Annotated in this window: 12 protein-coding genes; 7 read left to right on the forward strand and 5 right to left on the reverse strand. The window is 69.6% G+C overall.

Translation table 11 applies throughout. The features are described from left to right. The first annotated feature begins 1,396 nt into the window (after positions 1-1,396). From FBY40_RS02670 to FBY40_RS02680, 3 genes are read left to right on the forward strand one after another with little or no spacing between them, the layout of a single operon-like run. On the forward strand, positions 1,397-2,356 hold the full coding sequence (locus FBY40_RS02670; protein ID WP_141936195.1) for a ParA family protein: 960 nt from the start codon (positions 1,397-1,399) through the stop codon (positions 2,354-2,356). After that, positions 2,356-3,393 carry a ParB/RepB/Spo0J family partition protein gene (locus tag FBY40_RS02675; protein WP_141936197.1) on the forward strand — a complete coding sequence of 346 codons (1,038 nt, stop codon included), beginning with the start codon at positions 2,356-2,358 and terminating at the stop codon, positions 3,391-3,393. Before FBY40_RS02670 ends, FBY40_RS02675 begins: the two co-directional genes overlap by 1 nt. A 58-nt stretch (positions 3,394-3,451) precedes the next feature. Further along, the gene (locus FBY40_RS02680; RefSeq protein WP_141936199.1) at positions 3,452-3,799 is read left to right on the forward strand and encodes a tryptophan synthase subunit alpha; all 348 of its coding nucleotides are present in this window, start codon (positions 3,452-3,454) and stop codon (positions 3,797-3,799) included. Positions 3,800-3,905: 106 nt separating this feature from the next. Here FBY40_RS02680 and trxA read toward each other — a convergent pair whose 3' ends face one another. The 4 genes from trxA to FBY40_RS02700 form a co-directional block, all read right to left on the reverse strand. Then, entirely contained in the window at positions 3,906-4,229 is a 324-nt protein-coding gene (trxA, locus tag FBY40_RS02685; RefSeq protein WP_124291993.1) for a thioredoxin, read from the reverse strand. An 84-nt stretch (positions 4,230-4,313) separates the two neighbouring features. Next, positions 4,314-5,300, reverse strand: coding sequence for a thioredoxin-disulfide reductase (gene trxB / locus FBY40_RS02690; protein ID WP_141936200.1), 987 nt, complete (start codon positions 5,298-5,300; stop codon positions 4,314-4,316). A 99-nt stretch (positions 5,301-5,399) separates the two neighbouring features. Next, a complete protein-coding gene (gene murJ, locus FBY40_RS02695; protein WP_141936203.1) occupies positions 5,400-7,019 on the reverse strand; it encodes a murein biosynthesis integral membrane protein MurJ in 1,620 nt (539 codons plus the stop codon). Further along, the gene (locus tag FBY40_RS02700; protein ID WP_141936205.1) at positions 7,016-9,331 is read right to left on the reverse strand and encodes a DUF6049 family protein; all 2,316 of its coding nucleotides are present in this window, start codon (positions 9,329-9,331) and stop codon (positions 7,016-7,018) included. The genes murJ and FBY40_RS02700 overlap by 4 nt, the downstream gene beginning before the upstream one ends. Positions 9,332-9,506: 175 nt before the next feature. Here FBY40_RS02700 and FBY40_RS02705 point away from each other — a divergent pair, with 175 nt between their 5' ends. Beyond that, a complete protein-coding gene (locus tag FBY40_RS02705) occupies positions 9,507-11,096 on the forward strand; it encodes a DUF7059 domain-containing protein (protein ID WP_141936207.1) in 1,590 nt (529 codons plus the stop codon). Positions 11,097-11,118: 22 nt separating this feature from the next. Further along, positions 11,119-12,549 carry a CCA tRNA nucleotidyltransferase gene (locus tag FBY40_RS02710; RefSeq protein WP_141936209.1) on the forward strand — a complete coding sequence of 477 codons (1,431 nt, stop codon included), beginning with the start codon at positions 11,119-11,121 and terminating at the stop codon, positions 12,547-12,549. Between the two features lie 130 nt (positions 12,550-12,679). Here FBY40_RS02710 and FBY40_RS02715 read toward each other — a convergent pair whose 3' ends face one another. Next, positions 12,680-13,336 carry an FMN-dependent NADH-azoreductase gene (locus FBY40_RS02715; protein ID WP_141936211.1) on the reverse strand — a complete coding sequence of 219 codons (657 nt, stop codon included), beginning with the start codon at positions 13,334-13,336 and terminating at the stop codon, positions 12,680-12,682. An 84-nt stretch (positions 13,337-13,420) separates the two neighbouring features. Between FBY40_RS02715 and FBY40_RS02720 the strand changes: the two genes are divergently transcribed. Continuing rightward, complete coding sequence (locus FBY40_RS02720) at positions 13,421-13,759, forward strand: winged helix-turn-helix transcriptional regulator (protein WP_235014476.1); 339 nt, start codon at positions 13,421-13,423, stop codon at positions 13,757-13,759. Between the two features lie 190 nt (positions 13,760-13,949). After that, positions 13,950-15,293, forward strand: coding sequence for a helix-turn-helix domain-containing protein (locus tag FBY40_RS02725; protein ID WP_141936213.1), 1,344 nt, complete (start codon positions 13,950-13,952; stop codon positions 15,291-15,293). The last annotated feature ends 17 nt before the right edge of the window (positions 15,294-15,310 follow it).

Here is a 15,310-nt window from a genome sequence, read left to right on the forward strand (position 1 = left end):
TCACTTCGCTGTTCACGCAGACACGACCGCTCATCCGTCTCCTGTACACGGAGGACCTCGCGAAGGTCGCCGATGCTTTCAGACGCGGGACGCACGTGAATGCATAGGTTTCGGCGGAACGCCTTGTGCTCACGTATGGATAACAGGCGCAGTTGAGACGACCGAACCGCACGTCCGCTCGAGCGCGGTGATGCCTCTTCGCCCGATATCGCCGATTTGCGTCCGACAGATCGGAAGGGATCGGCGCGGGCCGGCCATCTGCGACGTCCTCGGATCGTCCTGCTCCACAAAGAGGCGTTTCACGTGAAACTGATATCCGAAGCGCCGGCCGCACGGTGTTTCACGTGAAACGCCCGAGGGAGGCCTGCCGATTTGAGGCGCGAGCGTTTGAGCCCTAAGTGGGAGTTTGATTCGTGCGACGACTCTGGAGGAAGACCTCTCGATTCACTGACCGTGGAAGCCGCGCGGACAGCAACGGGCACACGCGGAGGTCGAGTTCACCTCGACGTGCATCTCGGTGACGCGCGCGGCCAGCAGACAGCTCGATGAAGGCCAGTCATGCCGCGAGCCTTCAGTCGTCGCGAGCAGTCCAGTTTCACGTGAAACGTCGAAAGGGTCAACCGTTCGACAGATCGAGCACGGATCTAAGCTCCGGCCGTCAGGGTGCGACGCCGTCGCCAACGTGGGGCCGTCTCTCGAGCGGCGTCGCTCGATGTCGGCTGGGTGGGGTCGAGGCCACTCTGCGCGGACGCGCCGCGTTTCACGTGAAACATCGGGCGCAGTGACCGTTATTTATCGCGCGTCAGAGCCGCGGCCACGGAAACGCGACGTTGTGCCGCTCCTTCATCACCGGCGAAAGTCGATCCCCGCCGTAGAGTTGGATGCCGGCTACCGGAAATGACCGCTCGAGTTGGGAACACGGCTTATACCGTCGACTCGACTAACGAACGCGGCCGAATGTTTCACGTGAAACAGGGTGCGCATCTGAATAGGTGGCGGGAATCGCCCGGTGCTGGCCCCACGAGACGCTTCTCCCTCCTCCGCGATTACGCGTGACGGCGTCCTATCGGGTTGCGCTTGAGGAGACCGATGTCGATACGCCGTCTCGACGCATACTCGACCATGGAAATGCGACGCCTGAGGGAGGCAAGCGCAGGTGTGCGATGGTCTCGGTACGGCGGACGCGGCGCCTGCCCGAGCACCGGTACGGCGTTGAGTCACGATCACTCGAGATCTGGGCTCGATACGGCGACTGCGCCGCTCAACTCCGCCGCCAGCGCAGGCCGATGTTTCACGTGAAACAGAGTTGAGGTCGCTTCTGACGCGGGCCGGGTGTCGCTGTGACGCGGTGGGGTGTCAGGGGATGTCCGGTGGGGCGATTAGAGTGGAACGAGTGATGAACGAAGCGAGCGGAGCGTTTCACGTGGAACACGCCGAGAACCGGACGCCCGCAGCATCCGTCACTCTTGACGACACACCCCTCGCACGAGAGCTCGCGGACCTCACAGCCCGACGCCGACGACTCGAGAATATCGACGTCCACTTCTCAGGGAAGACCCGTGTCTTCACGGTCGCGAACCAAAAGGGTGGCGTCGGGAAGACGACGACGACGGTCAACCTCGCCGCCGCGCTCGCGTCTCTCGGCGCACGCGTCCTTGTCATCGACCTCGACCCACAGGGAAACGCCTCCACGGCGCTTGGTGTCCCGCACGACGCCGACACGCCGAGCATCTACGACGTCCTCATTGACGACTTCCCCCTCGCGGACATCATCCAGACCAGCCCCGAGTCCGACAACCTGCTCTGCGCACCGAGTACGATCCACCTGGCCGGTGCCGAGATCGAGCTGGTATCCCAAGTCGCCCGGGAGCATAGGCTCCGCACAGCCGTCGATGACTTCCTCGCCACGACGACCGAACACCTCGACTTCGTCCTGATCGACTGCCCTCCCTCACTCGGATTGCTGACGATCAACGCCTTCGCGGCCGGCCACGAGCTCTTGATCCCCATCCAGTGCGAGTACTACGCGCTCGAAGGTCTGAGCCAGCTGCTCGGCACGGTGAGGATGATCCAGAAGCACCTGAATCCGCGACTTCACCTTTCGACCATCATGCTGACGATGTACGACGGGCGCACCCGGCTCGCCCAGCAGGTCGCCGAGGAAGTACGGCAACACTTCCCGAAGGAGGTGCTGCAGACGGTGATCCCGCGCTCTGTCCGCGTGTCGGAGGCTCCGAGCTTCGGTCAGACCGTCATCGCCTACGACGGCCAGTCCGCGGGCGCCGTCGCGTACCGCGAAGCAGCGGTGGAGGTCCTCCGCCGCGAAAGCACCACCCAGCATGAAGGAGACGCCTGATGGCGAAGCGCACAGGACTCGGACGCGGCATCGGCGCGCTGATCCCCACCAGTGAACCCAGCGAGTCGCGGCCCGCCGACGTCTTCTTCGCCCGCAGCGCCGTCGCTGTCGAAGAACGCCCGGAGGATACCCGAGACGCTGCACCGGACGCTGACTCGGCTGCGGCCTCAGCGAGCGGCGGCGCTTCGCCGGCCGCGTCGAACGACGAAACCGTGGATCTCGTCGCCGTGCCCGGTGCGCGCCTCGTACAGGTCGACCCGCACGCGATCGTGCCGAACCCCCGGCAGCCGCGCACGCACTTCGATGCGGACGACCTGGCCGAGCTCGTGCACAGCGTTCGCGAGTTCGGCGTCCTCCAGCCGGTCGTCGTCCGCGACCTCGGCGACGGCTCGTACGAACTCATCATGGGGGAGCGCCGCACGCGCGCAGCGCGCGAGGCAGGACTCGCCACCATTCCCGCGGTGGTCCGCGACACATCCGATGAACACCTGCTCCGCGACGCGCTACTGGAGAACCTGCACCGCTCGCAGCTGAATCCGCTCGAAGAAGCGTCCGCATACCAGCAGCTCCTCGAGGACTTCGGCATCACCCAGGAGGAGCTCGCAGCCCGTATCGGCCGGTCGCGTCCCCAGATCAGCAACACCATCCGTTTGCTCAAGCTGCCCGTCCCTGTCCAGCAGCGCGTGGCCGCGGGAGTGCTGAGCGCCGGGCATGCCCGTGCCATCCTGTCGCTCGCCGACGATGACGCGATGCAGCGCCTCGCCGACAAGATCGTGAACGAGGACCTGTCGGTCCGCGCGGCGGAGTCGGCCGCGAAGCTGACGGATGCCGGTCTGATCCGCACCTCCCGCCCGAAGGCCGGCGCACGCCGCGGCCATCTCGACGAGCTGGCGGAACGGCTCGGGGATCGCCTGAACACCCGCGTGAAGATTTCGCTGACCGCGCGAAAAGGCCAGATCAGCATTGATTTCGCCAGCATCCAGGATCTGAACCGGATCCTCGGCGAATTGGGCGAGAACGGCTACGGCGACAGCTGAGTCCACAACCTCGGACTGGGATGAGCCGAGTGTCAGGGAGGGCACGTACGCTGGTTGGGTGACATCTCACGACCGCTCACCACGCCGCCGTGCCAGCCTCGAACTCTTGCGCGCGGAAGCTTCGGACGAGCTGTCGGTGATCGTCACCGAACGACTCCGTGCGGGTGAGGACCCATGGGACTTCATGGAGGATCTTCCGACGGTCGACGAACTCGTCGTCTTCACTCTCCGCGCCGAGCACATCGAAGCCAACGGCGGGGTTCGTCTGACCGCGTCACGCCACTACCGGGTTCTCCGGCAGATCGCCTTGGACTATCCGCCGCTCACCCGGGCCGTCTGGCGTCTCCTGGGGACCGACACTCCCTATCGCCGCTGGGATGCTTCGGTTCAGGCTGACGCCTCGTGAGCCCACAACCCACTCGTCACTGCTTCATGCCGCTCGCGGCATAGACCGGGCGAGACGACGAAAGCCCCGATCCGCGAGGTGGGATCGGGGCTTTCGTGCGAAGACGTCAGGACAGGTAGGACGCCAGGTCCTGCTCGAGCGCGAACTTCGGCTTGGCACCGATGATCGTCTTCTCGACCTCGCCCTTGTTGAAGACCTTCATCGCCGGGATCGACGTGATCTGGTACTTCATCGCGAGATCGGGGTTCTCGTCGACGTTGAGCTTCAGAACCGTGATCTTCTCGGGGTTCTCGGCCTGGATCTGGTCCAGAACAGGCGAGACCATGCGACACGGTCCGCACCACTCGGCCCAGAAGTCGACGAGCACGGGGCCGTCGGCCTTCAGGACATCCTGCTCGAACGTGGCGGAGGTGGTGGCCTTCGCGGTCATAGCTGTCTCCTTCGTTTCAAGTCCAACTGTGTGGTCAACGCTCTCAGGCGCTGCGATGTTCCCGGGGGTGTGCGCCGTCGCGCCTCACGCGGCGTTGACGCCGGGCAGGTTGTCGATCTCCGCGACGTCGGGTGCCGGCTCACCGGCCTCGCCGAGAGCAGCGAGGTAGTGCTCCACATCCAGTGCCGCGACCGTGCCACTGCCGGCCGCGGTGACGGCCTGGCGGTAGGTCGGGTCGATGACGTCCCCCGCGGCGAAGACGCCCGGCACCGAGGTGCGCGAGGAGCGGCCGTCGACCCACACGGTGCCCGCATCGGTGAGGTCGAGCTTGCCGTGCACGAGGTGCACGCGCGGGTCGTACCCGATGGCGACGAAGATCCCGTCGAGCGCGAGCTCACGACGCGACCCGTCGACCGTCGACTCGAGGACCAGACCGGTGACGGCCTCCTCGCCGAGGATGTCGACGACCTCGCTGTTCCAGACGAACTCGATCTTGTCGCTCTTGAACGCGCGCTCCTGCATGATCTTCGAGGCGCGCAGCTCGTCGCGGCGGTGGATGACGTAGACCTTCGAGGCGAACTTCGTCAGGAACGTGGCCTCTTCCATGGCCGAGTCGCCACCGCCGACGACAGCGATGACGCGCTCACGGAAGAAGAAGCCGTCGCAGGTGGCGCAGTACGACACACCCCGGCCCGACAGGCGCGACTCGCCCTCGATACCGATCTTGCGCGGGGCCGATCCGGTCGCGAAGACGATCGACTCCGCCTCGTGCGAGGCTCCGCTTCCCAGGGTGACGCGCTTGACGTCGCCGTCGAGCTCGAGCGACACGACGTCGTCGTAGACGACCTCAGCGCCGAACTTCTCGGCCTGCTCCTGCATCTTGGCCATGAGCTCGGGGCCCTGGATGCCCTCGGGGAACCCGGGGAAATTCTCCACCTCGGTGGTGTTCATCAGCTCACCGCCCGCCTCGACCGAGCTGGCGATGACGAGGGGTTCGAGGTTGGCCCGGGCCGCGTAGATGGCCGCCGTGTAGCCGGCGGGGCCCGATCCGATGATGATGACGTGACGCACGACGCGCCCCTTTCGATTGCTTCCGGGGTTCTCAACACATGGTAGACGCCCGACATTCCACAGCCGGGAGGTGAACGACAGGTAGCGCGGCTGCTCGGCTCAGCGCCGGCCGGGCAGGAACCGTCGCACCATTCCCAGCGCCGGCGTCAGCTCCGGCGCGCGCAGAAGCGCGAGCACCCCGACGTACACGCCCAGCACCACGACGCCGATCACCACGGTGCCGAGAGCACCGAGGAAGCGGTCGGACACCGTCCAGCCGTCGACCCCGCCGAAGAGCAGGAACACGCCCCAGCCGACGGCCGCCGCGGGAAGGGCGGCGAGAGCGAAACGGCCGAGCGACAGCATCCATCCCCGCACGTGGATGTCTCCGACTCGTCGCCGCAGCAGCAGCGTCGCGATGATCACCTGCACGAGGCTCGCGAACGACTGTCCGAGGGCGACGGCAGCCGCGAGACTTTCGAGGGGGAGGATGCCGGCCTGCTGCGCCGCACCCGCTGCCCACGCCGTCGCGACCACGACCCCGCACTGGAACAGGGTGAAGAAGAACGGCGTGCGGGTGTCGTTGTAGGCATAGAAGGTGCGCTGGATGGTGAACAGCACCGCGAGGGGTACCAGCCCGACGAGATAGGCCAGCAGCACCCAGGCCGCCTCGACGGCGTCGCCGGAGGAATTGGTAAAGATCCGGGACGCGGGCACGGCGGCGACCGCGACGGCAGCCGTTGCCACCACGATGAAGAAGCCGAGGGTGCGGATGCTGCGCCCGACGTCGGCGCGCACCTCGGCCTCGCGGCCTGCGGCCGCATGCTCGCTGAGCTGGGTGAAGTACGGCGTCCCGATCGAGATGACGATGATCGAGTACGGGAGCATGAAGATCAGCCACGCGTTGGCCATGACGGTCAGCGACGCCCCGTCACCCGACGCCTCGGAGACCACGCGGGTCTGCACGAGACCGGCGAGCTGCCCCGCGAGCACCATGAGGAAGGTCCAGCCCGCAAGGCGTCCGACCTGACCGAGGCCGACGCCGCGCCAGACGAAGTCGGGCCGGACCCGGATTCCGGTGCGCCGCCAGAACGCCAGCAGCAGCACCGCCTGCACGACGATGCCGAGGGTGGCGGTGCCGCCGAGGACGGCCACGCGCGTGGCATCCCACTGGCTCACGAGCGTCAGATCGGAGCCGAACACGGCGATGAAGACGCCGAACCCGATGATCGAGATGATGTTGTTGACGATCGGTGCCCACGTGAACGGCCCGAACACGCGGCGGGCGTTGAGGGTCTCGCCGACGAGCGCGTACAGGCCGTAGAAGAAGATCTGCGGCAGACACCAGTAGGCGAAGGCCGTGGCGAGGGCGAGCTGGTCGGCGGTGAAGCCGTCGGCGTAGAGCGCGATCAGCCACGGTGCGACGAGGAGGGCGATCGCCGTGGTGAGGAGGAGCACGACGGTGCCGAGGGTGAACAGCTTGGAGATGAAGCGCTGCCCGCCGTCGGTGTCGGTGCTGGCGCGGACGATCTGCGGGACGATCACGGCGGTGAGGATGCCGGTGGAGATGATCGCGTAGATGTTGTTCGGGAGCTGGTTGGCGATCGTGAAGGCGTCGGCGGCGCGGCTGCCGACCGAGCCGATCGCGGCGACGAGCACGATGGTGCGGAGGAGCCCCGTCACGCGGGAGACGATCGTTCCCGCTCCGATGAGGACGCTCGCGCGCCCGATGCCGCTCACGCGGCCCCGTCCGCGGCGTCCGCGGTCTTCCGCCGGCGAAGGCGCCGGACGGTGCGGATGACCCCGATCACGAGGAAGAGCCCGACGAACGAGGCCAGCACGATCAGTCCGATCGACTCCCACTCGGCGCTGACGACGACCTCGACCGACTGCGTCTGACCGATCGGCTCGAGGGTGGGGCTTCGCAGCTGAAGGTCGACCTGCACCTCGCCGTTGCCGAGCCGTGCCTGAACGGGGATCTCGACGCGGGCGTTCGACCCGGCGGGAACGGTGAAGGCCGTCACCTCCTGCACGTCGAGGCGGACGTCGTCGGGGGCGGCGCGCAGCTCGAGGTTCACCGGCCATGGCAGGTCGTTGCGCACCCACGGACGCAGCGCCGAGTCGGCGCTGATGAGCTGCGTGGTGCTCGGCGGCAGCATCTCCACCGACGCCAGGGTCTCTTCGGTCGCGGTGCGGTGCTCGGTGACCGCGAGTGAGCGAGCGGCGGGCGTGGCCAGCCACGACACCCCGAGAAGCTGGAGCAGCTCAGCGCGCTCGGGTCCGGTGAGCAACTGGGCGTCGTCCATGATGCTGGAGAACCGGCCGATCCGGGCTTCATCGTCGATGAGCGCGGATGTCGCCACCGCGCGCTCGGCTTCGAGGGCGGCCTCGTCGTCGGTGAGGGAGACGATCTCGGTCGTCGTCGGTGGCACGGCGATGAGCCCCGGAAGGGAGAGGGCGGTCACGCCCGGCGCCTCGAGGGCGGCGGCGATCGCGGTGTCGAGGGCCACATAGGAGCGGGCCGACGACCGGTCGAAGGCCACCATGAGGGCGGCTCCGGGCGCGTCGGCCTTGGCGAACGCGAGCTCGGCGCTCGCCGTGGCGAGCTCGGCGCCGCGCAGCACGGCGTCGTCGAGGAGGGAGGCGGTCTGCAGTGCATCGGAGAGCCGGCTGTCGTAGGCCAGCACGCCGGCACCGCCGGCGTCTCCTCGCGCCGGCACGGCCGCGCCCTCCGAGCCGGCGGCGGTGCGGTCGGACGGCACGAGCGTGAGGGCCGGCGAGCTCTCGGTGCCCAGCGGCGCGAGTCCGGCGACGGTATCGGGTGCGACCGCGTCGCCGGCGGGCCAGTACACCGCCTCGCGCGCGTTGCCGATCGAGAGCAGCTCGGCGAGGTCGGGGTAGACGGGGGCGGAGGGGTCGACGGGCGCCGACGGGGTGGCCGACGGTGTGGCCGAGTCCGCCCCGGGCGTCGCGGTGCCTGCTCCCGGGGTGGATGCCTGCCCGCTCGGCGCACCCGACGGGCCGTTCTCGGCGGTGCTGTCGGCGGTGCCGTCCTCGACGGTCTCGTCGTCGCCCGGGGCGAAGTCGTCGGCGTCCATGTACGACAGCAGCGACGTCGGCTGGAGCGGCACGGTGAGCCCGGCCCGCAGCTGGGTGGCCACATCGGCGTCGCCGAACTGGGTCGCGAATCGGGAGTTCGGCAGTGACAGCAGGCGATCGAGCCACTCGGCGGCCTGCTCGGGGGCGCTGTCGCCGAGAACGCGGATGCTGGCGGGAATGGCCGGATCGATCGCGAGGATGGCCGCGGTTCCTTCCACGCCGGTCAGCTGCGCGTCGAGATCGCCGCCGGGTGCGGTGAGGGTGGAGAGCTCGTCGGCCGTGAGAAGCCCGCCCGAGAGAGCGGGGGCGGTGATCGGCACCACGGCGGCCACGGCGGCGGTGGCGGCGGGATCGGGCACGACGATGACGCTGCGGGCCTCGAGCTCGCCCTCAGGGCCCGCAACACGGGCGGCGAGCGGGTAGACACCGGGGGCCTTCCCGGCGAGGACGGCGTCATCGGCGGCGACCGTGACGGCGACCGTCTGCCGAGCCCCGGACGCCACCGGCTCAACCTGTGCCCCTCCGGCCTCCTGCACGGTGGCGCCCTCCGTGCCCCCGAGCCATGCGTCGAGCGCGGCGCGGTTCGGCAGCGCCTCGAGTCCTACCGAGACGACCGCCTCGGCCCCGGCGGTGGGGAGCTCGGTGCCGTTGTCGACGGTCACCGAGGCGGTGAGCGACTGACCGGGGGCCACGACGCCGCCGCCGATCGGGGCGAGGAGGAGTGCCACCTCGCCAGAGAGCGTGGGGGTGTCCGACGGGGTCGGCGTCGGATCGGGGGTGGCTGCGGTACGCCCCTGGGTCGCCGAGACCGGCTCCGCGGCAGCCGAGGCGGTCGCGCTCGTCGGGGCTCCCACCAGCGCCAGCAGGGTCACGAACGCGGCGACCGCCGCGCTCCAGGGGGCGCGCGTGCCGCGTCGGGATCTCGCCCGCGACTCGGAGGGGCTCAGCGTCATAGATAGTCGCCCCGGGAGTCGCTGTGTGCGACCGAAGACCCGCGGCCGGGTGTGATTCTACGGTCCGGGCCTTCGAGGTTGCCGATGCCCTTCCGCGCAGCGGCTGATCGGTCGCGCGCGCACCGGCTGATCGCACGGCTCGAGGGTGAATCGGACGATCGGCTTGAATGGGCAGATGCCACACCGCGGATCCCGCCCGAGCGTCGCGCCGCTTCCCGAGCCCGACCCGGTGCGCTGCCGGTCGCTCGCCGACGACCTGCGGGCTGCCGGCTTCACGTCCGAGACGCTTCGCGGGGCGTGGGGACCGACGGCCGACACCGCCATCGCCCGGGGTCTGCGGGGCCCCGCGGTGGCAGCCCTCGGTGACCGGACCGATCCGCTCGCCGTGCTCGGGCGCCTCTTCGTGCTCGGCGTCACCGAGCAGGCCGGCCGCGTCGCGGCATCCGTCCCCCGCACCGGTATCGACGGGCTGGTCGCACTCGGGCTGGTGAAGACGACGGATGAACCGGATGCTGCGGTGCAGCCGCTCGCGATCGTGCGCCCCCAGTCGTTCGTCGACGAGCACGGCGAGGGCGAGTGGTGGATCGCCAGCGACCTCGACGAGGCAGCCCTCGCGGGTCCGCTCGCGGAGGGTCATGTGCTCGGAGTCGGCGGCGCGTCGCAGACGCTCGCGCGGTTGCAGCTGCCGGGTGATTCCGTCCACGGCGGCGAGCGCGGACTCGATCTCGGCACCGGCTGCGGCATCCAGGCTCTGCGGCTCCGGCGCGGGGTGCGACGGGTGGTGGCGACCGACATCTCGGAGCGTGCTCTCCGCTTCACCCGTCTGAACGCGCTCCTCAACGACGTCGCCGAGGTGGAGACTCGCGCCGGCAGCCTCTTCGACCCCCTCGAGCCGGGCGAGCAGTTCGAACGGATCGTCTCCAACCCGCCCTTCGTCATCACCCCTCGCGTCGAGGGGGTGCCGGCCTACGAGTACCGCGACGGCGGGCGCGTCGGCGATGCCCTCGTCGCCGAGGTGGTCACCGGGCTCGGGGTGCATCTCGCTCCCGGCGGGGTCGCCCAGCTGCTCGGCAACTGGGAGTACCGCGATGGTCAGGACGGTCTCGATCGGGTTCGCGGCTGGGTGGCCGACGCCCCCGTGGCCCTCGACGCCTGGGTGATCGAGCGCGAGCGCCTCGACCCCTTGGCGTACGCGGAACTGTGGATCCGCGACGGAGGGACGGCGCCAGGAACGCCGGAGTACGCCCGTCTCATGGAGGCGTGGCTCGATGACTTCGCCCGCCGCGGGGTCACCGAGGTCGGGTTCGGCTACATCCTGCTGCACCGGCCCCCGTCGTGGCGGGTCACCCTCGAGCGGTACGAACGGGTCCGCGGCACGGCCGAGGCCACCGGTGCCGACCTCGCCGCCTCGCTCGCGGCGCACGCACAGCTGGTGTCGCTCGGCGACGGACCCGCCGGCGACGCCGCGCTCGCCGCATCCGTCCTCCGGGTCGCGCCCGACGTGACGGAGGCCCGTCACCACCGCCCCGGCGAAGAAGCGCCCACCGTCATCGAGCTGCACCAGGGGGGAGGATTCGGTCGGGTCGTACCCGTCGACCCCGCGCTCGCCGCCCTCGTCGGCGCGAGCGACGGCGATCTGGCTGTCGGACCGCTCGTCGACGCGATCGCCCAACTGCTCGAGGTCGACCCGGTCGCCTTGCGCGCAGACCTGCTGCCGCGGGTGCGGGAGCTGCTGTTTACCGGCTTCCTCCGGTTCGCCGACTGAGTCGGCGGATATCGTGGAAGCCATGCTCAACATGGCCGAAGGCCTTGCGCGCCTGAGCGCGCTCGCCGCATCGCCGGTCGTGTCCACCCTCGCCGCGGCGTTCGACGCCGCCGGCCGAGAGTTGTCGATCGTGGGGGGACCGGTGCGCGACGCGTTCCTCGGGCGTCGCACGAACGACCTCGACTTCACCACCGATGCGTCGCCCGACGACATCCTTCGGATCGTGACTCCGATCAGCTCCACGCAGTGGGACATCGGGCGCGCCTTCGGCACGATCGGCGCGAAGGTGCAGGGCGAGAGCGTCGAGATCACGACCTACCGCGCCGACAGCTACGACGGCGTCACCCGCAAGCCCACCGTCGAGTTCGGTGACACGCTCGACGGTGACCTCGCGCGGCGCGACTTCACGGTGAACGCGATGGCGTTGCGGGTGCCCTCGTGCACCCTCGTCGATCCGACCGGCGGCGTCGAAGACCTCGTCGGGCGGCGGCTGCGCACTCCCGGCGACCCGCGGGTGAGTTTCGGCGATGACCCGCTCCGGATGCTGCGGGCCGCCCGATTCGCGTCGCAGCTGGAGTTCGACGTCGACGCCGACACGGTGGCGGCGATGGCCGAATTGCGCGACACCCTTTCGATCGTGAGTCCCGAGCGGATCCAGGGCGAGCTGGTGAAGCTGCTGCAGACCGATGACCCGGCGCGCGGCATCCGACTTCTCGTCGAGACCGGGCTGATCGACCTCTTCCTTCCCGAGGTGCCCGCGCTGCGCCTCGAGATCGATGAGCACCATCACCACAAGGACGTCTACGAGCACTCGTTGACGGTGCTGCGTCAGACGATCCAGCTCGAAGAACAGCGCTTCCCGGAGGCCGCGCCCGACGTGCCGCTGCGCCTGGCGGCCCTGCTGCATGACATCGGCAAGCCCGCGACGCGGCGGCTCGAGCCCGGCGGTGGGGTGACGTTCCACCACCACGACGTCAAGGGTGCGCGCATGGCGCGCAAGCGCCTCCAGGCGCTGCGGTTCGACAGCGACACCATCGCCTCGGTGACCCGGCTGATCGAGCTGCACCTGCGCTTCTTCGGCTACGCCGAAGGCGCATGGACGGATTCGGCCGTGCGGCGATACGTGCGCGACGCCGGCGCCGAGCTCGAGCGGCTGCACATCCTCACCCGGGCCGACGTCACCACCCGCAATCGCCGCAAGGCGGCGCGGCTCGCCTCGGCGTACGACGACATCGAGAACCGCATCGCCGCCCTCCGCGAGCAGGAGGAGATCGACGCGGTGCGCCCTGAGCTCGACGGCAATCGTATCCAGGAGGTGCTCGGCATCCGCCCCGGCCGAGAGGTCGGCGAGGCGTACCGGTTCCTCCTCGACCTGCGCCTCGACGAAGGTGTGCTCGGCGAGGAGGAGGCCGAGCGGCGCCTCCGCGCCTGGTGGGCGGCCCGGTCGGCCTGAGTGTCGCCGCGCGGCTGCGCCGCGGCGCCGCTTGACCCTGAGAGTGCATCTGCGCGCCGAGAATCCGGGTGAACCCCGCGCCTTCGGCGCGCAGATGCACTCTCGCGGGTCGGTGGGGTCGACCGGAGCGTCAGGCGACGCGCGAGCGGTGCGCCTCGGCGATCTCGCGACCCGAGCGGCGCGCGCCCTCCTCTGCCTGCACGCGCAGTTCGGCGGCGGTGTCGACGAAGGCATCGAGTGCCGGATTCACACCCACGAGGGTGAACGGACGCTGCACCACTCGGAGGTCGAGGCCCCAGACATCCTGCAGTACGCGGCGCAGCCACCCGGTCGAGTGGTCCCAGCCCTCCTTCGGTGTCCCCGGCGCGTAGTTGCCGCCGAGAACGGTGACCAGGGTCGCAGGCTTGCCGTTCAGCGCGGTTCCCTGCGGGTCGATGCGCGGGTCGGTGTACGCGACGTCGAACCACGCCTTGAAGTGCTGCGAGACCCCGTAGTTGTACAGCGGCACGGCGAACAGCAGCGCGTCGGCGCCGATCAGCTCATCGGCGAACGTTCGGGCGAGGTCGAGCGCCTCGCGCTGTCCGGGCGACCGGTCGCCCTCGGGCGTCATCCCGCCCGTCACAGCGTCGACCCACGCGGTGGCGGGGACGGGGTCGGCGGCGATGTCACGGCGGGTGACAACCGAGTTCGGATGAGCGGTCACCCACTCGGCTTCGACGAGGTCTGCGAGCTCGCGGCTGGCGGACCGGGCGGGGAAGACGCTGGCGTCCAAGCGGAAGAATGACATGCTGTTCCTACCTCACTGGGAAATGGTGAGTCGCTAAGAAAAAAAGAGCGACTCCGGTGAGCGTAGCACGCGTACAATGGCCGGGTGGACGAACAGGCGACGGAAGCGCATCAGTGCGACGCTGCCGTCACGTTGGCGTTCTCGATCCTCGGCAAGCGCTGGAACGGAATGATCATCGACGCCCTCGGTGGCGGCGAGATGTCATTCGTCGTGCTCCGGCGGACTGTCACGGGGATCAGCGATGCCGTGCTGTCAGATCGACTCAGTGAGTTGTCAGACGCGGGCCTGGTCCTTCGCGAGGTGAACGCCGGTCCGCCCGTCACCGTCGTCTACCGGCTGACCGATGCGGGGCGTGAACTCGTGCCGGTGCTCGCTCAGCTGGGTGACTGGGCCCGGTTGAATCTCATCGCCGCCCCCCGCTGACGCCCGACCCCCCGCACTCGGGCAGCTCTCCGAGACCGCGAGAGTGCATCCGGGCGCCGAGGATGCGGGAAAACCCCGCATCCTCGGCGCGCACATGCACTCTCGCGGAGCAAGGGCGAGCTCAGCCGCCCGTCGCGGCGACGGGCGGACGTACACTGGCGGCAACCGCTCGCTGACGAACGGAGCCGGCGTGATATCGTCGTGGTCGTCGCGCCGCGAAGTCTCGCCCGAGACCACGCGGCTTCTGATCGAGCGCGCCCACGAAGAACTGCTCGCGGGCAACGCCGCTGACCGCCGACTCGACGATGTGCGCCCACTCGTGCGCGAGTCGTGGCGCCGTTCGCTGCAGGGTCTCGTCGGCGTCGAAGATCTTCCGCCACTCGACCTCGACGCGGATGCGCTCGAGCAGTACCGGCGCAGTCATCCGCTCGGGTCGGTGATCGACATGGTGCGCGGGCTGCTGCTCCCCGGCGGCGCGGCCGAGTCGGGCGTCATCGTCGCCGTCGGCGACGCCGCGGGCCGGCTCATCTGGGTCGACGGCGATCACCGCATCCGGACGCTCACGGGGGACATGGGATTCGTCGCGGGCGCGAACTGGTCGGAGGATGCGGTGGGCACCTCCGCGCCCGGTACCGCCCTCGCCCTCGACCGATCGGTGCAGATCCACGGCGCCGAGCATTTCAACCGCCTCGTTCAGCCGTGGTCGTGCACGGCCGCCCCGGTGCACGACCCCGAGACGCGGCGCCTCCTCGGGGTGATCGACGTCACCGGCGGACCCGAGGCCGCAACACCGCAGGCGCAGTTGCTGGTGGATGCCGCGGCTCGAGCCATCGAGGGGGAGTTGCTCATCACGCGGCTGCGCGAGCGGGCGGCGCCGTCGCATCCGTCCCCCTCCCCGCGCCCGCGCCCGCGGTCGCGCACCGCCGGCCCGACACCCATCCGGGCCACCCTGCGCGTGCTCGGACGCGACCGGGCGCTCTTGGAGGTCGGCGCCGGTGACAGCGAGACCGTCGTCGAAGTGAGCGGCCGTCACGCCGAGTTGCTGCTGCTCCTCGCCATCCACCGGCAGGGCCTCTCGGCCGAGCGCCTGAGCGAGCTCGTCTACGGCGATGCCGAATCTGTCGTCACGCTTCGCGCCGAGATGGTGCGGCTGCGCAAGATGCTGGAGAAGATCTCGCCCGACCTCGTCCCCGTGTCACGTCCGTACCGTCTGACGACGGCCGTCGAGACCGACGCGCACCACCTTCTGTCGCTGCTCGACCGCGGCGCCCACCGGGTGGCCCTGTCGGCGTATCGAGGCGAGGTGCTGCCCGATTCGATCGCGCCGGGGGTGGAGGAGTTCCGCGACACGGTCGCCTCGACCCTGCGCGAAGCGCTGCTCGCCGAGGCGTCCGTCGAGGTCCTCCTCGCTTACGCCGACACCGCTGCGGGTGCCGACGACGTCGAGGTGCTGCGCCTGTGCCTTTCTATGCTGCCGCCGCGCTCGCCGAAACGGGCGGCCCTCGTCGCTCGGGTCGCGCAGCTCGAGGAGTGACCTCGCAACCGGATGCA

This window comes from Microbacterium sp. SLBN-154 (genome assembly GCF_006715565.1).
In the GTDB taxonomy this organism is placed as follows: domain Bacteria; phylum Actinomycetota; class Actinomycetes; order Actinomycetales; family Microbacteriaceae; genus Microbacterium.